Source organism: Pseudomonas kurunegalensis, assembly GCF_030291635.1.
Classification (GTDB): domain Bacteria; phylum Pseudomonadota; class Gammaproteobacteria; order Pseudomonadales; family Pseudomonadaceae; genus Aquipseudomonas; species Aquipseudomonas monteilii.
The window spans coordinates 4,787,003-4,805,402 of the sequence record NZ_CP127871.1 but is presented as its reverse complement, the minus strand read 5'-3'; the positions used below and the strand labels follow the sequence as shown (position 1 = coordinate 4,805,402).

The window sequence follows — 18,400 nt, the reverse complement described above, 5'->3', positions numbered from 1 at the left end:
TCGTACAACAAGGGTTAAAACAGCTTGAAATAATATTTGTTGTACGACGACCTATGACGTGGCACTCTTCCACCTGAAACAATTTGTCGCAAATAGCCCTGCCGGCGTTTGCGCCAAACGCTCGCCACTCTAAAAACAAGAAATTCAGGTGAACCATGAAGATGAAAGGCATCCGTTGGTGGATGGTCAGCCTTGTCACGGCTGGGCTCGTCGTCAACTACCTCGCCCGCAACACCCTCTCGGTGGCTGCCCCCACCTTGATGACCGACCTCGCCATCAGTACCGAGCAATACGCCAAGATCGTCGCTGCCTGGCAGGTGTGCTACGCCCTCATGCAGCCCATTGCCGGCTGGTTCATCGACTTCATCGGCACCAAGCTGGGCTTTGCCGTGTTCGCCATGGCCTGGTCGCTGGCTTGCGCCGGCGCGGCCCTGGCCACCGGCTGGCAGAGCATGGCGTTCATGCGTGGGTTGCTGGGCATGACCGAAGCCGCCGGCCTGCCGGCCGGGGTCAAGGCCACCACCGAGTGGTTCCCGGCCAAGGAGCGATCGGTGGCGATTGGCTGGTTCAACATCGGCTCGTCGCTCGGCGCCTTGCTGGCGCCGCCGCTGGTGGTGTGGGCGATCCTGCACAGTGGCTGGCAGCTGGCGTTCGTGATCGTTGGCGTTTCGGGCATTGTCTGGACCCTGTTGTGGATGCTGCTGTACAAGCACCCGCGCGACCAGAAACGCCTGAGTGACGAGGAGCGCGACTACATCCTGGCCGGGCAGGAAGCGCACTTCAAGCAGGACACCCGCGAGAAGGGCGCGTGGAAGCGTATCTTCAAGGCCCGTAACTTCTACGCCATCGCGTCGGCGCGGATCCTGTCGGAGCCTGCCTGGCAAACCTTCAATGCCTGGATTCCGTTGTACCTGATGACCGAACGGCACATGAACATCAAGGAAGTGGCGATGTTCGCCTGGCTGCCGTTCCTGGCTGCCGACATCGGCTGTGTGTTGGGCGGTTACCTCAGCCCGCTGTTCCACCGCTACTTCAAGGTATCGCTGTTCACCTCGCGCAAGATGGTGCTGGTGTTCGGTGCCAGCTGCATGATCGGCCCAGCCTGCATCGGCCTGGTGGAAAGCCCGTACACGGCGATCCTGTTGCTGTGCATTGGCGGGTTTGCCCACCAGACGCTGTCGGGGGCGCTGTACTCGATCACTTCCGACTCGTTCAGCAAGGACCAGGTGGCCACGGCGACCGGTATGGGCGGCATGTGCGGATACCTGGGGGCGGCGGCGTTTACCCTGGTGTTCGGCGTGCTGGTCACGCAGATTGGGTACAGCCCGTTGTTCGTGGTGCTGGCCGCTTTCGATATTGTGGCGGCGGTGTTGGTGTGGAAGGTGGCACGGGAGGTGCGGGGTACTTCGGCTGAAAAGCCGATGGCGACACCAGTTGAGGTAGTTGCGTAGGGTTTGAGATTTTGGGGCCGCTCTGCGCCCCATCGCGACACAAGGCCGCTCCTACAGGGACTGCGCAACCCAGACCGAACGCGATCAACTGTAGGAGCGGCCTTGTGTCGCGATGGGCTGCGCAGCAGCCCCAATTCCAGGCGACACGATTACAACGGCTGATACTGCATCCTGAAGCCCAGGCTCACCGCTTCCCCACGCTGCAACAACCTCAGCCCTGGCCGCCCCGGCAGGTGATGGGCATTGACCGGGTGGGTAACCGGCTCAAAGCAGAAAAAGCCTTGTCCTTGCGGACAAAACAGCAAGAAATGCTCAGCCCCACTGGCACTGCACGCCAAGCGATACCCGGCACCGGGCTGTTCGATCACGCATTCCCCCGGCCAGCCATTGAACGCGTGATCCACGACTGTGTCAGGCAATCCTCGCAGGGTTTCAAAACGCCAACGCTCTGGTATCTCGGCCTCATACGACGGCAACCGCCCATCTTCGGCCAGCCACACCTTGCGTGCCGCTGCATGCAGCTTGGTATCGGGATACCGCGGGAAATAGGGATGCAACCCCAACCCATACCAGTTAGCCTGCTCATCCAGGTGCGTGACATGCAGGTCCAGGTTCAGGCACCCCTCGTGCAAATGCACATCCAGCGTGGCCTGGTAGGCAAATGGCACGTCACTGCGCAGCGTCAGGCGTGCGCGCCGCTCGCTGTGGTGCTCCACCTGCCAGGGTTGTTGCCAGGCGCTGCCATGAATCGGGTAAGCGTCGTGCGTGGTATTGGGCGCCAGTGCCTGCCAGCCTTCGGGCCGGGAAAAGCCACCCTCGGAAATGCGGTTGGACCACGGCGCCAGCGGGTAACAGGCCAGCCGTCGTGGGGTACCGCTGGCCAGTGCGGCCGCGTCGGAATGGCGTAGCAATGGCTGCCCGGTTGCCTTCACTTCCCAGTTGACCAGGCTGGCGCCCAGTTCCGGGGCCAGGCTCAGGCGGGTCAGGTTGTCTTGCAGGTGCAGCTCGGTCACAGCCATTCAAGGCTCCTTTCAAATGAACAATCAACGGGCCCGACGGTAGGTCAGCAGCACGATGCCGCACACCACCACGGCGGCGCCGATCAGTTGCGGGGTACTCAGGTGCTGATCGAGCAACGCCCAGCCCAGCAGCAGTGTCGCGATGGGTTCGACATTCATCACCGGCGCGTTCTGCGCCATGTTCAGCCTTGGCACACACACAAACAGCAAGGTGAAGGCCAGGCCGTACAGCACCACCAGGCTGCCCAAGGCGACCCAGCCACCGCTGCTGCTGGGCAGTGACAAGCCCGACGGCATCACGCCGCTTGCGCCTGCAACCAGCATGCTGGAAAACACGATCAGCAAGGTCAGCAGGCTGCGCACCGGCCCGCGTACGGCAGCCAGTTTGTGGTCGGTGATCCACAAGGCGCAGGCAAACGCACAGGCGGCACCAAAGGCCAGGCTGACGCCCAGCGCCCAGTGCGGGTTGGCTGCGCCACTGTCGGCCAGGCGAGCCGGCACATCCAGCGCCAGTACCAGACCGCACAGAATCAGGCCCATGAACAGCACCGTGCGGCCGCTAGGTCGCGCGCCACCCAGCGCCCAGGTAAGCAATGCCAGCAACATCGGGAAGGTGTTACCCACCAGCAGCGCCAGGGCCACCGGGATGCGCGCCACTGCCGAGTAAAGGCACAGGCTCTGGGTGGCGATCAGCAGGCCTAGCAGCAACTGCCAGTGACGGGTGCCCGCAGGCAGGCCTATCGCCTGGCGTTGCCACAGCAACAGGCAGGCAAGTACCAGCAAGGTGATGCCTGAGCGACAGAGAATCGCCAGCAGCACGCCGGTGCCGTCATCGAAGGCGATGCGTGCGGCGATGTGGTTGCCGGCGAATGAACACGCCAGGAGAGCAAGCAGGGCAATTGCCAGCTTGCGCGGGAACAGGGGGGCAGCAGAGGAGGGAACAGCCATGTGCAGGGTCCATTTGCAGAGAGAACCCGGGGCCGCAAGGCGGCCCCGTTTTCAGTTAAAGCACCACGCTAGGCAGCCACAGGGAAATGGCCGGAATGTAGGTCACCGCCATCAGCACCAGGAACAGCGCCAGGTAGAACGGCAGCAGCGCTTTCACCGTCGACTCGATGCTCACCTTGCCGATGGCCGAGCCCACGAACAGCACCGCCCCCACCGGCGGGGTGATCAAGCCTATCCCTAAGTTCACCAGCATGATCATGCCGAAGTGCACCGGGTCCACGCCGATACCGGTGATGACCGGCAGCAGGATCGGGGTGAGGATCAGGATCAGCGGCGCCATGTCCATCACCGTGCCCAGCAGCAGCAACATGAAGTTGATGCACATCAGGATCACGTAGCGGTTGTCCGACAGGGTCAGGAACGCCGTGGTGATCTTCGACGGGATCTGCATCAGCGTCATCACGTAGCCGAAGCTGGCGGCAAAGCCGATCAGGATCATCACGATGGAGATAGTGCGAACCGTGCGGTGCATCAGCTTGGGCAGGTCGCGCCACTTGTAGTCGCGGTAGATGAACATGGTCACGAAGAACGACCACACCACCGCCACGGCTGCCGATTCGGTCGCGGTGAACACGCCCGACAGGATGCCGCCCAGGATGATCACCATGGCCATCAGGCCCCACAGCGCCTCACCGGCAATTTTCAGCGCCTGGCGCAGCGGGATCACTTCGCCCTTGGGGTAGTTGCGCTTTTTCGCGAACAGCAGGCACAGGCCCATCATGACCGCGCTAAGCAGCAGCCCCGGCATCACGCCGGCCATGAACAGCGAGGCGATCGACACCGAGCCGCCAGCGGCCAGCGAGTACAGCACCGAGTTGTGGCTGGGCGGGGTCAGCAGCGCCTGTACCGAGCCACTGACGGTCACGGCGGTGGAGAACTCGCGCGGGTAGCCCTTGCGCTCCATCTCCGGGATCAGCACCGAGCCCACCGAGGCCGTGTCGGCCACCGACGAGCCCGAAATCGCCCCGAAGAAGGTCGAAGCCATGATGTTGACCAGTGACAACCCGCCGCGCACGAAGCCCACCAGCACCCCGGCGAAGGCCACCAGCCGCCGTGACATGCCACCTTCGGCCATGATCGCGCCGGCCAGCACGAAGAACGGAATGGCCAGCAGCGAGAACTTGTTAACCCCACTGGCCACCTGGATCATCATCGCCTGCAGCGGGATGTCGATCCACCACGCACCGATCAACGCCGACAGGCCCAGTGCATAGGCCACCGGCATGCCCAGCAGGATGAGCGCAACGAAACTGCCCAACAGAATGAACGCATCCATTTACGCCACTCCTTCGCTTTCTTCTACGTGGTCGAAACGCACCACCTTGCGCTGGCTCTGGTCGCCGAGCAGCAGTTTTTCCAGCACGAAGACCAGGGTCAGCACGCCGCCCACCGGGATCGGCGCATAAGTCATACCCACCCGTACACCCGGCAGCGACGCCAGAAACTGGTTCCAGGTGGTGATGCACAGCTTGGTGCCGTAGTAGGTCATGAATACACACACCAGAATCATCAGCACCTGCACCAGCAGCGCGACCAGCTGACGCTGCAGCGGTGGCAGGCGATCGGTAATCATCGCCACCGCCATGTGCGCCCCGGCGCGGTAGCTGGCGGCGGCACCGACGAAGGTGAACACCACCATCAGCAGGATGGCCACCGGCTCCGGCCAGCTGGCGCCAGTACCGAGCACGTAGCGGGCAAAAATGCCCCAGGGAATGATCAGCGACATCGCCAGGATCGACAGGCCGGCGACCCAGATGCAGCTGCGGTACAGCGTGTCGTTCGCACGCAGAACAAGGTTTTTCATGGGCATCACCAAAGCGGCAGGGCGGCGGGCGCCGCACTGCCGAGGTCGTTCAGAAAAGGGGCCGCTGTTACTGGACGGCGTCGATGCGCTTCATCAGGTCGGCGTACTGCGCGCCGTATTTTTCACGCACCGAGGCGGTGGCGTCGTAGAACGGCTTCTTGTCGACGGTGATGAACTCGACACCGGCGGCCTTCAGCTTCTCTTCACTGGCGGCGGACTTGGCGTCCCACAGCGCGCGCTCTTCCATCTGCGCCTCACGCGCGACCTTTTTCACCAGCGCCTGCTGCTCGGGGGTGAGCTTGTTCCAGGTGGTCTTGGACATCACCACCGGCTCCGGCAGGATCAGGTGGCCGGTCAAGGTGTAGTACTTGGCGTTCTGATAGTGGTTGTGTTCGAGCAGGGTCGGCGGGTTGTTCTCGGCGCCATCGATCACGCCGGTTTGCAGGGCGCTGAAGATTTCCCCGGTGTCCATGGCGATGCCGTTGCCGCCCATGGCGTTCATCATGTCGATGAACAGCGGGTTGCCTTGCACGCGAATCTTCATGCCCTTGAGGTCTTCAAGGCTGCGTACGGGCTTCTTGGTGTAGATGCTGCGCGAGCCGCCATCCATCCAGGCCAGGGCCACCAGGTTGAAGTCGGAGTTGGTGATCTTGTCGAGGATCTCCTGGCCGATGTCTCCGTCGATGATCTTGCGCATGTGCTCATGGTCGCGGAACACGAACGGCATGTTGAACACGTTCACATCCGGCACCACCGGGCCGACGATCCCCAGGCTGACGCGGGTCATCTGCACGGCACCGATCTGCGCCTGTTCGATCACTTCCTTTTCCGAGCCCAGCACGCCACCGGCGAACATCTTGAAGGTGATGTCGCCATTGCTGGCTGCTTCAAGTTTCTTGCCCATGTTCTGCTCGGCCACCACGGTGGGATAGCCGGCCGGGTGGATTTCGGCGAACTTGATGTCCAGTGCCGAGGCGGGCATGGCCACGCTGAAGGCGAAGGGGAGTACGGCAAGAAGCAGCTTGCGTTTGAACGTCATGATGAAACTCCGTGGTTTTTATTATCTGGTTTCGTACGTGCAAGTGTGGGTGTGGCAGGTGGGGCTCAGCCCCGGTAGGCAGGCTCCTCCAGGCCTTTGGTGCCAGGGTTGAGGGCAAATACCCCGCCAGCCAGCGGCTGGTCGCTGAGGTCGATGCCCGCAGGGCGGATCGAGGTGACGTAAAGGGTGTCCAGGTTGGCGCCGCCGAAGGCGCACATCGCGGGCTTTTTCACCGGCACGTTGAGCGAGCGGTCCAGGCGGCCATCGGGGGTGAAACGGTGGATCTGCCCGGCATCGTTGCCGCAGATCCAGTAGCAGCCGTCCTGGTCGATAGCCGCGCCGTCGGGGCGGCCGGGGTAGCCGCGCATGTCGACGAACAGTCGCTTGTTGCGCGGCGTGCCGCTGTCGGTGTCGTAGTCGAAGGCCCAGACTTTCTGCACGTTGGGGTGCGAGTCGGAGAGGTACATGCGTGTGCCGTCGGGGCTGAAGGCCAGGCCGTTGGGCACGATCATGCCGTCCTGCTGCAGGTGCAACTGGCCTTCGCCGTCATGCCGGTACAGCGCGCCCACGTGGGCACCTTGCTGCATGTCCAGCAGCATGGTGCCGGCCCAGAAGCGGCCCTGGCGATCACAGCGGCCATCGTTGAAACGCATGCCTGCCTGGGCATGTGCCACGCTGCTGAGCAGCCGGCTGTCCAGGCTGCCGTCGGCCTTGGCCTGAAGCTGGAAGATGCCGCTTTCCATGCCGGCAACCCAACCTTGGCCGCTGCGGGCGATGCAGGCCAGCATCTCGTCGCCCTGCCAGACCTGGTGCTTGCCATCGGCCGCCTGCCAGCGGTGCAGTTGGCGAGCGGGAATATCGACCCAGTACAGGGCCTGTTCAGCGGCGTGCCACACGGGGCTTTCGCCAGTGCCGTTGCGGGCGTCGACGATCAGTTCGCAGTTCATGGCCGTGCCTCCTGGCGTGCGTGGGGTCAGTTGAACGGGCCGGCCACGGCGAAGGCGCCGCCCTGGTAGACCATGCTCGGGTCATCGGCGGCGGGCGCCGGCTGGGCTTCGACGGCGGCGCGGAAGGCTTCGGAGCTGTCCTTGGGCACATAGCCCAGGTGCTCGGCATGGCGGTTGTCCCACCACACGGTGCGGTTGTCGGAGGCGCCGTAGACGATGGTGTGGCCAACGTCGGGCGTGAACAGCCCGCGCTCGATCAGTTGCACCAGGTCGTCATAGCTCAGCCAGGTGCAGAGCATGCGTGGGTTCTGTGGTTGCGGGAACGACGAGCCAATACGGATGCTGACGGTCTCGATGCCGTAGCGGTCGAAGTAGAAGCTGGCCACATCCTCGCCGTAGCACTTGGACAGCCCGTAGTAGCTGTCGGGGCGGCGCGGGGAGTGGGCGTCGATGCGCTCATCCTGGCGATAGAAACCGATGGTGTGGTTGGAGCTGGCGAAGATGATGCGCTTCACCCCATGCTTACGTGCTGCCTCGTAGACATGGAACACGCCGCAGATGTTGGGGCCGAGGATGTCTTCGAAGGAATGCTCGGTGGACACGCCGCCGAAGTGGATGATGGCGTCAACGCCTTCGACCAAGGCATGTACCGCCGCCTTGTCGGCCAGGTCGCAGGTGATCACTTCTTCATGCGGGCCTGCAGCAGGTGTCATGGGGCTGATGTCGGAAAGGCGCAGGACCTCGGCGTAGCCTTGCAGGCGTTCGCGAAGGACCTTGCCCAGGCCGCCTGCGGCTCCAGTGAGCAGCAGGCGATTGAGGGGAGTAGGGGTCATGGCCGGCTCTTGTTGTTAATTGTTGTAGGTTGTCGTATGACTAAGCTGATTATTGGCGGTGGGTTTGGGTGTTGTCAATGAGACTTGTATGGCTTTTACCGGCCTCATCGCCGGCAAGCCAGCTCTCACAGGTACTGCACATGCCTTGAAGTCAGCGCGGTCGGTGTAGGAGCTGGCTTGCCTGCGATGGGCCGCAAAGCGGCCCCAATAAAGGCAGCACCAATGTTCCGGTTAAAGCAGCGACAACGGATAGTTAAAGATCAACCGGTTCTCATCAAACTCGTTATTGCTGTAATCCCGCCGAATCGACGAGTTACGCCACTTCACACTCAAATCCTTGAACGCCCCGCTCTGGATCACATACGCCAGCTCCGTCTCGCGCACCCACTCCTTGCCATCGGTCACCGACCCGGTATGCACATCACGCCCGCTGATATACCGGTTCATCAAGGTCAACCCCGGCACTCCGACGGTGACGAAGTTGAAGTCATGCCTCACCTGCCACGAGCGTTCGTTGGCATTGTCGAAGCTGGAGTTGTAGCTGTCGTTGGCCAAGGTCCCGCCACTGGTGCCATTGACCCGCATCCAGGTATCGCCATCGACTTTCTGCAGGCCCACCCAGAAGGTGTTGCCGCCGTACTTGGCCGAGAACATCCCCGAGTAGGTCTTGTTGTCCAGTTGCCCGGCGCGCTCGGAGCCATCCTCATCGCCATGGAAGTAGCCCAGGTTGGCGCCCAAGGTCCAGTTGCCCACCGGCTGGCTGTGGCTCAGTTGCAGGTACTGCTGCTGGTACACATCCTTCAGCACCGCATTCCACAGCCCCACCAGCGTGCGGTCCTGGTTGAACTTGTACTCGCCACCCACAAAGTTGAAGCGGTCCGACACGCCACCGCCGTAGCTCATGTCTTCCATACTGGCGTCGTTGCGCGGGCTGTTGCCGCGGAACTGGCCGCCGTACAGGGTCAGCCCGGCAATCTCGTTAGAGGTGATTTGCCCGCCACGGAACGTCTGCGGCAACGAGCGCCCGTCGTCCGAACGCAGGATCGGCAGCACCGGCATCCACTCGCCAATCTTCAGCTCGGTCTTGGAAATGCGCGCCTTGCCAGCGACTGCCAACCGCCCGTAATCATCCGCTGGCTTGCCATCGTCATGGCGCGGCAGCAACGCTGTGCCATAGGTGCCGCCGCCGCCGTCGAGCTTGACCGACCACAGCCCCAGCACATCCACGCCGAACCCGACCGGCCCTTCGGTGAACCCCGAGCGGGCATCGAGAATGAAGCTTTGCGTCCATTCCTCGGCCTTGCTCTGAGCGTTGCTGGGGTTGGTGAAGTTACGGTTGATGTAGAAGTTGCGCAGCCCGAGGGTGGCCTTGCTGTCCTCGACAAAACCCGCAGCCAGGCTGGTACCCGGCAGGCCGGCGATGACCCCGGCGCCAACCAGGGCGAAGGGCAGGGTGTGGCAGATTTTCATTATTGTTGTGCTCCCGAAGGGTATGGCAGCCCGTCCACCGGGCACGCGCAAGCGGCCTTCGGCAGGGGCGGGTAGGTAACGGGCCGGTCAGGGCCAGGGGTGAGTGCGCGGTAACCGGGTGCTAGGTACTGACGGGCGTACGCAGGCAGGCCGGGGGAAGAGGGGTGTGCAACAGACGTGGGTGTCTCGGGATGGGTGTCGACATGAGTTCGTCCACTGATTGTTGTTTTTGTTATGTGTTGTCGTACAACTGTTGGCGATTATTAGCAAGGGTAAGGTGGGCTGTCAACGCTTGATGGCTGAGCAAATTAGGGGGGACATGGCAAAAATCGGGCTGTAGAAGCTCTACTGTGAGCGTTCTAGAGACATACTACGACCAAGGTAGCCCCAGCCACTATCCCAACAGCTGTGCCGTACCCCTATTGTTGGCGTGGGCGGGGCCTCTTCTTTTGCGGAGCGACTGACCGGATGAGATCGAGCGCTCCCTAGCTCCAGCAGTTCATGCAAGAAAGCAGAAGCTGTGCCGTCGCACTCCTCTTTCCTTCAGCCAGTTCATCAAAATTCCCAAACCCGGCTCAGGTAGGCATTGATGAACCAATCTGGCATGTCGTCCTGATGAAACTCCAACGTGGCGCCATCAGTAATCTCTGCGAGAAAGACCGACTCATCTCCGGAGTTATCGAAAATATAAGCCCGATTCGCCGCGGAAATGGCCTCGGGGAGCAGTGAGAGTGTACGGGCATAGCGCTGGGTAATTTTGTCTCTCGGGACGTCATGCCCGCCATCATCGACCCGGTTTGCTACCCGAAGAATATTGATCTGCGGTGAATCGGTGGCAACGAAATACAGGTAGGTTCGGTAGCCCATCTGCTGGGCCATCTCCATGAATCGAACCTTCTCCGAAGAAGACATTACTGTCTCGAACGTGAAGCTGATTCTGCGTTCGAGCAATTGATGTCGGATGAGGTCTGCAATGACGGCAGCGTGGTAGGAATTTATATCCACGCCTCGGAGGTCGATTTTTTGGCCTACGAGTGTTAGCCGGCCTGTGCTCTCCTGCAGGCCTGCCCTTATGATCAATGGATGCTGGGTGAGATACGCCTGTAATGCCTGTTCGGTCAGCTCAAGGCCATAATCACTCAGGTCGATGAGCCCTGTCGTTTTGGCAGACTTTTCAAGCTCATCAGCATTGACGTAAAGGTTGACCAGCCGAGCAGGAATCTGGTCCTTTATGGTGCTTTTGCCAGACCCATTAGGTCCGGCAAAAACGCGAAGCTTAGGCGCGCCCACTGAGCTTGCGCACGGTGAAGCGCTGTCCGGTCTTCACCTTCAGGCCCGGTTTGGTTTCTGCAAGCACTTCAACATGGCCATCAGCGTGGGTTGCGATGATGTGGTTGTTGTCGACGGTGACAACTGTATGCCCCGCTGCAACAGCCCGGAAATACGCAAGGCGTGTAGCAGCAGCGGCCATCTCTGGGATCTGGTTCTCCAGATTCTCGATAGCCTCGTCGCTAAGCTGGTTTTCGCGCAAGGTTGCCATAGCTTTTCCTGGTTCGATCACACGCGTGGATTGAATACACATCAGTGTAATAGCCCAGGCAGGTAACCAGAAGGCCGCGAGTGTGGTTTTTGCTGGCAGTGTTGAATCAAGATCCTACAAAAGCAGTACGGCTTGCCCGCGAAGGGCCGTAAAGCGACCCCAATTGGCTCACTGACTGGCAGTAGACTGATCCCGCTCCCACTGGTTCTGCAATAGCCGGAGCCGCGTAGTAGCAGAGCTCGCAAACGCTGTTCAGGCTAACGGAATCAGTCCAGGCATCCGAGTTCGGTGTGGGAGCGGGTTCGCCCGCGAAGGGGCCCTTACAGGCAAAAAAATGGCCCGCTAAACCCCATGCATCCGCAGCGCCCGCTGCGCACACTCCCGCCAACTCAATTTGCGCTTCTCCACCGGCCCCGGCAGCTCGACTTCCCCGGCCAGCACCACCGGCATATCCCGCATCCTCACCCAAGGCTCACTCTGCCAATACAGCAACGTAGCGCTCCGCCCACCAGGCCAGCACATCTGCCCCAGCCGCGGCGCATCGTCCACCCCATCAGCCTGAGCATCACGCAGCACCGCCACCACCTCATGCGTCAGCCACCAGCGCAAATGGCGGTTCTCCGGCACATGGTGATGCGCCAACAAGGTATAGGCCCCGGACTCGCTGACCATGGTGGTCTCCTGGTACTTGCCATAAAAATAAAAAAGGCTGCCAATCGGCAGCCTTCTCGATGCTTCAGCCCGGCCTTATTTTTCACTGACTTCCGAATGATAGGCATTGATAAATATAGTTTTTTTCAGCGCGGACCGAACAAAAATATCAAAAAAATTGAACCAGAAGAATTTTAGTCACTGGCAATCGTATTGATGTTATCAAGGGCGCCTAGGTTCGAGTTCTGATCGCTCAGACGCTAGCGCAGGTGGACGTCTATAGACTATGCAAGCGCCAAAAAGGTGACCTGCTCTCTGGGCGATTGCGACCGCTTCTGTAGCACAGGGATTTGTGGTGGGCCGAATGATTGAGTGCGCTCCTCTCGCAGACTATATTGATGTCTACAAAGGCAGTCGATTGGACCTAAATTAACTACAGCCCTGGAAGGTAAGTTTTTGAAGTGTAGGCTGTCATATTAATGACGCCTACCGGGTGACGATTCAAAACGCTTGATTTGAATTGCGACTGCCCGTTTGCTGATGAATATCCCACCCGCTAATTGGGGCGGAAGCTTGGTTGCGATGCGTATTGCACCTATGTCTATGAGATATTTAAAGCGCCCTTTTGCACCTGCGCGTGAATCTGCCATGGCTAAAGTGCAGTAGGCTTTCAGAAACTGGCTAACCTTGTTGTGATCTTCATGAGAGATCCAATCCTTGTTCATTGCGCGGATGGTGTTCACGTACCCCGTCTTGGTGAAATTCTTGGTAAAATCTGGAAGGGAAATCTTAAGCTTATTGCATGCATCTGGCAGTGATACGAAACCATCTAGATATGTTTCGTTCGAACTGTTGGTAACGAGCTTGAAGCCTAGCTGTTGAAGATTCCTGAGAAGAAAAAAAGTTTCAGACGCTTCGTTGGGGTTTTTATGTGTCGGTAATATATTTCTATTTTTTAAAAATGTTTGTATTTTTGAAGGGCTGATACCAATCATTTTGGAGGCTTCGGTGGCACTGATATGATTGATTAGAAATTCATCTGCCTTCGATTTGTCGATGAATAAGTTGCTTGGCGCACCATTGCAATCAGCAGATATCTCACGAGTTGTCAATAATGTTGTTACAGTGCTTACCGAAAGCTCAAGGTAGCTGCTGGCTTCAAGGATTGTCATCGTTTCATTATTGTGGCTTGAGTTTTTGCGGACTATTTCTTCAATGTCTTTACGGTGAAATATTGTAGTGTCACCGCAGCCAGTAAATGGACCTGCTAACGGCTTCAATCCCAGGCTTATAAGCAGCTTGGTTGCTAAGTTATGGACGGTTCCAATAATTTTTGCGAATTCTTCCGCTTTTAAGAAATCATATTTTGCTGCCTCAACATCCGTTTTTAGCAAGTATAAAGAGTTACCCCTCCGTTTTCTTCGTCGAGCGATGAGCCAACCATCTCTAATAAGCTTAGCGATTGTGCAAGGTGAGAGATTTGACAGCTCTGAGGCTTTCTGCGAACAGCAATACTTATCGATTTCTGCCTCATCAATAAACTCCAGTTGAGCTCTTTGAGCTCTTGGGTGCTTCTCATGCGGCACTCGTGCTTCCAGATATGCACCGAGCCGATCGGTAACAGAGCGCTCTAGAGGGACCGCATAAGTGAATTGCTGGGCTGGAGGGGGAATTATATCGAGGGCCTGCATAGCCAATATCACTGAATTTCTATCCGTGTTAGTTCTTGAGCAGAACTGCGCTAAGGTTTCGTACCTATTTTCAAAATTTCGAATCTGACGCTCGTTGACGCTATAGGAATTGTCACCATGAACTGTAACCTCAAGCAGACCCTCTTGGATGATTCGATTAAGCCTATGCCTAGTTACACCGAGTCGTTGCGCTGTAGACCCTAGAGTCAATCCTTTTGTTTCTGGCTTCTTGATTGGGCGATTTCTGAATTCATCGGATTTTTCTATCAGCTCAAGGATAAGGTTTTCAGGAATCATACGTTGGCGACCAACGCTTTTCCAAATGTGCTGAGTTTCTTTGTAGAGGGCTAGCAGCACACTTTGAGGTAGGTTTAAGAGTTTCCTGACTTGTGTTCTAGCCAAGGAAAACGTTTTTCCTGGTTGTATGTGAGATGTGCTGGATGAACCAGAGATAGCGGGATGGCCTGCGTCTTTGTTATCCAAGAACGATTCAACCACCTTTCTAGAAGCTTCAGTTTCTACACTCGATAATGCCGCCGCAATGATGCGGCGTTCCAAATGCGGATGGCAGGAGTGAAGGGTGTTAAGAAATTCACTCAGGGTTTTTTGGTCATTTTCAACAATCGCCACTGCAACAAGGAGCGTAGCCCTGTCAGGGTCACTGTTCGAAACAGGATAAGTGTAATTTAGAGCGTGGAATGCATGCTCTAGCAACTCAATATTTTCTTGCTTTGACTCACGAAACCAGTTAAGTAATTTCTGTTCTGGATTTGTATCCTCGATAGTGCATGGTGGAGAGATCAATTCATTCTTGCAGGCTCTGCAGTGTAGCGTCAGTGCATCAAACCACGAGATGAGAGCGCTGCAATGTGGGCAATTAAATAAATAGGTTCTGCTGTGCAGTGGGCAATGGAAACAAAATCGAATGTCCTTAAGAAAGTGCTCCATGCCTTCATGCCAGCAGTCGGAACACAATCCTCGTGCCGACCAGCGTATCATCGAGTTCTTGATCAGAAGGTTGTTGACGGAGTGTTGCCTATTTGATCGAAACGTAGTTAAAGGGGCATAAAATCCTGATAATACTTTATCTTTATAATCGCCTGATCTGTCGCCGAGCCATACTGCCGGTTCCCCATTGCGGCTGAGTGCGTTAAACATAGATAATGGGATGCCGAGACTCGAAAATTGAGCGCGTGTAATGCAGCCGTGTTTTAAAGCGAATCGTTTCAATAAGCTTGTCGGGCTTTCCTCAGGCAAGGGGAAGGGCAAGTAAAATACTTCATTCATGCTGATACCCGATACGATTTTATCTTTTCTTGAACCTCTTGTGATTCTATAAGTCGAAGATTGCTCACTAGATCTGCTGCGAAGGGGTTGCGAGATGACAGCCTGGTATCTAAACTGAGGTGTTCACAGGAATAATGCAGGTCGGTTAGCTTTAAACCCTTGCCATCATCGCGTAAAAGACATCGTTTCAGCGCAACGAAGAGAATCTTCCTGAGCCAGCCAAGATTACCAGCTGTTGCTATAAAAAGGCCCAAAGCAATGGAAGGGTCATGAAGATTAATGTCACTGGAAAGGCCTGTGACCGTGAAAAGGGCCTCATTTAGCTTTTCCAATGTGCGAAAGTATTCTGAGTTTGGATCGTCACTGTACGTGAAAAACTCCAAAGTTACTTGATATGGGAAGCGTGTCGCGAATGCGCCGAGATGCGACCGTATGTCAACACATTCTTCGGTGCCGCTAATAATCACCGGCTTACCTAGTTTCGTAGTAAAAGATGCTATCCAACCAAGAGTTTGCGGGCGTATTTTTTGGGCGGCGCCGATACAAAGGCGGTTGATTTCATCTAAGAATACAAGCTCTACACGTAGTTGTTTCAGGAGGCTTACAAGTTGTTGTGTCATTTCCTCAAGACTGCCTCTGGGTTTGCTAATGCCTAGCGCGATTAACATCTGTCGCGGCATGCCCTTTACGGTCACGTCGCTAGGGACTTCGAAGTAGATGACGGGCTTGCATAGGTCGACTCCACCTTCGCCAATGCTTGCATACCTTTCTACGTATTGTTCCATAGCACTAAAGCATAGCGTTGTTTTTCCTGTGCCCGTCCTGGCGCACAATATTGCCCCATAAGGTTCTTCTGATACCTTCGTATCCTCGATTGCATCCAGTAGAACCGAATGCGCAGCATTGAATCTTGGGAAGTGAACCCTACAATGCTTGAATGCATTGAGCATTGAATTAATCCGTGCGGTCTCCATCTCGACGGCCCCCTATTGAAAGTGTAAAGTCTTCAGGAGTTGCAGTGTTGTATTCGTGACAAGGCAGTACGTTGTCCAATGGCAATGATGGTTGCTCATAAATTTCTGTCACTTGCTGCGTACTCAACTTCCCATCCTCTAGCGCTGTCAAAAGTGTTTGGTAGCCCTTTTTGTTGGCCTTAGCAATCTTCCAGAGTAGTTGTGTTCGCGCCTCCAGTGCTTTGCAATAACACTGCGTCTTCCTGATAGCCTTTTGCTGCGCTCGGATCACATGATGAAAATGCAGCGTTAGACCGTTTTGGTATTCAGGGTGCATGGGGATTAGCGGCTGGATGTCATGCGGATAGCTGGGGTGGCAGATCCAGGCTTGGCTTACGTCGCCAGCATCAAAATAAAGGATAAGCTTCTTTACTAGGGGTTGCTTTGTGGCTAAATAACTAACTGCAGGCCCATACCAGTGCAGGTTCTGGTGGCGTACCCGTCCGCTTGGATTTCCCGTTACTTCGGCAGATCGCCAAAAACAGCGACGTAGATCCTCGTCCGAAAATCTCTGAGGCGGAAATTGGGTAGCCAAGGCTTGTGACCAAGCTTCGTCGGGGGACATTTCCAACGAACTGTGTTTGTCCGCATGATACGTATCAAGCCATTGGGTGAAAATGCTTTGGATTTGTTCGAGCGTATACATCGCTTGCCCTTCAGAGTCGTAGTCACCTCTCGCCTCAATACTTTTGTGGGTCGTGCCGCGCATCATGTGCTCTATTTCACAGGCCCAGGTCTTAAAGAAAGCTTCGATATGCGGTTTCTGATTCGGTTCGTCTTGCTCGCAAAAAGTGACCGCTGAGCCCAAGAAGTGAAGAAGTTTTCTCAGGGTTTTAGCGATAAATTCGGCACCGTTATCAAAGATGTATAGTTCAGCCAAGCCACCCCGCGGATTGTTGGAGCTTAACGAACTCTGTAGGACATTGATGGTAGTGTCCAAGGACGCCGGATTAAATGAGATCAGCCAAGCGATAATATAGCGGGTCTTAACGTCGATAAAGGCAGTTAGTACAGGCTTTCCGACTGGCTTGCCATGCTTATTCACCACTATGACGTCCAAGGGGCGTGAGTCGGCCTCTACGCGCTCAAATAGCCGAGCAGGCTCAGGTATCGGCGCGCCCCAGTAATGAGTTTTCTTGGCAGCTTTTCGGCCGCGCTGATGAAGTATGGTCTCGTGAGCGTTAACCTCGTTGATGATTCTATAAAGAGTTGATATGGATGGAACGCGAAACTGCTCAGTGAGCCGGCGGCGTTCATTCAATGCTTTCAGCATCAACCTAATGCTGGAGATTAGGGCTGTTTTAGTAAAGGGGGTTGGGGTCCAGAAAAGTGTGGCGATGTTGGACTTTATCAGTTGCTGCACTTCCAGGGGTTGATGAGAAATGTGCTTATTGATTGGCCTGAAAGTGTTAGGTATTAAGGCGGTAAAGTTTCTACCGGCATTTAAAAATGCCCGTTTCCATTGCCACAAAGTAGTATAACTGGGAGCCTTATGAGGCCCGATTTTTTTGATCATGATTTCGACAAAATCATGATGAGTCCGGCGTGTGACCCACCCGCAGTCTCCTAAGAAGGCTTCGACATAGGCGGTGCGAGTTTCGAGAGCACGAGCTTCCCTCTTGGGTAGGCGGGAAATTATTAAGTTGGGATCAGTTTGTATTGGTGCTTCCTGCAGTTTAATCATCTTGCCCTGGTCAATGGCTCGACGAAGCGTGGTGACATATTGATAAACAACTTGAGCAGGGCCGTAGATCGAACGTAGTTGGGCGCGTTCGCCGTCAACCTCCATTACCTGGTAATCTTTGCCGCAGTAGTGATAACGCTCTCCCGCCCGAATTTCAATCAAAGCGCGCATGTTGAGAACTACGCAGGCGGGTATCGAGGTTGAATGGTTGGCTGAGATTGACAGAGGTCATCTGGTAGAAAATTGAATAAGCAATGTCTTTAGCCGGATGGCCACTGCTGAGCAGATGCTGGACTGATACCTCATCAGAAGCGAAATTATTAATTGTTGCAACTACCCGGCGCGCGCCTTCTGATGTGCCATGCAGGGCGTGATGGTAAAGATGCCTAAGGTTAAGAGTTTTTGGGGATTGGCTAATGCTGGCGAGCATGATTATTTCCAGGTTTAGCCCCGCTTCGCTAAAGAGTGCGCGGAGCCCGCTCTGCCTATCTTTTTCTACTTGAAGAATTACAGTTGTAGGCTTCAATAGTTCGTAGAAGACTATATGGTCTTCGTCGAACAAGGCGCAGAAGTCAGGGCTGTAGCACTGATTAGTTTTTTCGAAGCGAATTTTTCCGGGCCGGCTGCAGTAGCCTGTGACTCTGGGTTCATATTCTAAGTGAATACAAAAATCTGAATGCTGCAGTACCGTGCAGCCCACAGCGGACTTGTTTTTATTCGATGGGAAGTGGGTGATTCGCCTATGGTGTTGACCAGTCGTTAATTCAGCACGCGCGGTGATCGTAACCGTGCCTGGCAGATGGCGTTTCAGATCAAGTTCCATAAAGTCTCCGTATAGACGGGCTTTGGGCTCTCTAATCAAAACTGTGATCTTCCCCTGCCTCAGGCACTGACTGTGGGCTTGACGCGGGTCAGCGGGGAAGGCATCCCCGTTGACTCCATTTTCACCCAGCTCGGTTCACC

At 56.3% G+C, this 18,400-nt stretch carries 16 protein-coding genes; 1 reads left to right on the top strand and 15 read right to left on the bottom strand.

All coding sequences use genetic code 11. From position 1 onward, the window contains the following. Window positions 1-155 precede the first annotated feature (155 nt). The gene (locus QQ992_RS21950; protein WP_286111017.1) at window positions 156-1,451 is read left to right on the top strand and encodes an MFS transporter; all 1,296 of its coding nucleotides are present in this window, start codon (window positions 156-158) and stop codon (window positions 1,449-1,451) included. A 149-nt stretch (window positions 1,452-1,600) separates the two neighbouring features. Here the strand turns inward: QQ992_RS21950 and QQ992_RS21945 are convergent, their stop codons facing one another. The 15 genes from QQ992_RS21945 to QQ992_RS21875 all read right to left on the bottom strand — a co-directional run bounded on the left by QQ992_RS21945 (window position 1,601) and on the right by QQ992_RS21875 (window position 18,260). Next, a complete protein-coding gene (locus QQ992_RS21945) occupies window positions 1,601-2,470 on the bottom strand; it encodes an aldose 1-epimerase (protein WP_286111016.1) in 870 nt (289 codons plus the stop codon). A gap of 24 nt (window positions 2,471-2,494) precedes the next feature. Then, entirely contained in the window at window positions 2,495-3,418 is a 924-nt protein-coding gene (locus tag QQ992_RS21940; RefSeq protein WP_286111015.1) for an EamA family transporter, read from the bottom strand. Between the two features lie 55 nt (window positions 3,419-3,473). Beyond that, on the bottom strand, window positions 3,474-4,754 hold the full coding sequence (locus QQ992_RS21935) for a TRAP transporter large permease (RefSeq protein WP_016712039.1): 1,281 nt from the start codon (window positions 4,752-4,754) through the stop codon (window positions 3,474-3,476). Then, window positions 4,755-5,282 carry a TRAP transporter small permease gene (locus QQ992_RS21930; protein ID WP_286111014.1) on the bottom strand — a complete coding sequence of 176 codons (528 nt, stop codon included), beginning with the start codon at window positions 5,280-5,282 and terminating at the stop codon, window positions 4,755-4,757. Between the two features lie 67 nt (window positions 5,283-5,349). Then, window positions 5,350-6,321, bottom strand: a complete 972-nt coding sequence (locus QQ992_RS21925; RefSeq protein WP_019098126.1) for a TRAP transporter substrate-binding protein — start codon at window positions 6,319-6,321, stop codon at window positions 5,350-5,352. 65 nt (window positions 6,322-6,386) lie between these two features. Then, complete coding sequence (locus QQ992_RS21920) at window positions 6,387-7,268, bottom strand: glucurono-1,5-lactonase (RefSeq protein ID WP_286111013.1); 882 nt, start codon at window positions 7,266-7,268, stop codon at window positions 6,387-6,389. A gap of 26 nt (window positions 7,269-7,294) precedes the next feature. Beyond that, window positions 7,295-8,101 (bottom strand): NAD-dependent epimerase/dehydratase family protein, encoded by an 807-nt coding sequence (locus QQ992_RS21915; RefSeq protein ID WP_286111012.1) that lies wholly within the window; start codon window positions 8,099-8,101, stop codon window positions 7,295-7,297. 231 nt (window positions 8,102-8,332) lie between these two features. Then, window positions 8,333-9,571 (bottom strand): OprD family porin, encoded by a 1,239-nt coding sequence (locus QQ992_RS21910; protein WP_286111011.1) that lies wholly within the window; start codon window positions 9,569-9,571, stop codon window positions 8,333-8,335. Between the two features lie 555 nt (window positions 9,572-10,126). Next, window positions 10,127-10,861 (bottom strand): ATPase, encoded by a 735-nt coding sequence (locus QQ992_RS21905; RefSeq protein ID WP_286111010.1) that lies wholly within the window; start codon window positions 10,859-10,861, stop codon window positions 10,127-10,129. Next, window positions 10,848-11,111, bottom strand: a complete 264-nt coding sequence (locus tag QQ992_RS21900) for a hypothetical protein (protein WP_286111009.1) — start codon at window positions 11,109-11,111, stop codon at window positions 10,848-10,850. The genes QQ992_RS21905 and QQ992_RS21900 overlap by 14 nt, the downstream gene beginning before the upstream one ends. 342 nt (window positions 11,112-11,453) lie before the next feature. Then, window positions 11,454-11,783 carry a BRO-N domain-containing protein gene (locus QQ992_RS21895; RefSeq protein WP_286111007.1) on the bottom strand — a complete coding sequence of 110 codons (330 nt, stop codon included), beginning with the start codon at window positions 11,781-11,783 and terminating at the stop codon, window positions 11,454-11,456. Window positions 11,784-12,238: 455 nt separating this feature from the next. Further along, window positions 12,239-14,740: a hypothetical protein gene (locus tag QQ992_RS21890; protein ID WP_286111006.1), complete on the bottom strand. Its 2,502-nt coding sequence runs from the start codon at window positions 14,738-14,740 to the stop codon at window positions 12,239-12,241. Next, window positions 14,737-15,690 (bottom strand): TniB family NTP-binding protein, encoded by a 954-nt coding sequence (locus QQ992_RS21885; protein ID WP_286111005.1) that lies wholly within the window; start codon window positions 15,688-15,690, stop codon window positions 14,737-14,739. Before QQ992_RS21885 ends, QQ992_RS21890 begins: the two co-directional genes overlap by 4 nt. Before the next feature lie 4 nt (window positions 15,691-15,694). After that, window positions 15,695-17,608 (bottom strand): integrase catalytic domain-containing protein, encoded by a 1,914-nt coding sequence (locus QQ992_RS21880; RefSeq protein WP_286111004.1) that lies wholly within the window; start codon window positions 17,606-17,608, stop codon window positions 15,695-15,697. Next, complete coding sequence (locus QQ992_RS21875; protein WP_286111003.1) at window positions 17,592-18,260, bottom strand: hypothetical protein; 669 nt, start codon at window positions 18,258-18,260, stop codon at window positions 17,592-17,594. The genes QQ992_RS21880 and QQ992_RS21875 overlap by 17 nt, the downstream gene beginning before the upstream one ends. Window positions 18,261-18,400: the final 140 nt, after the last annotated feature.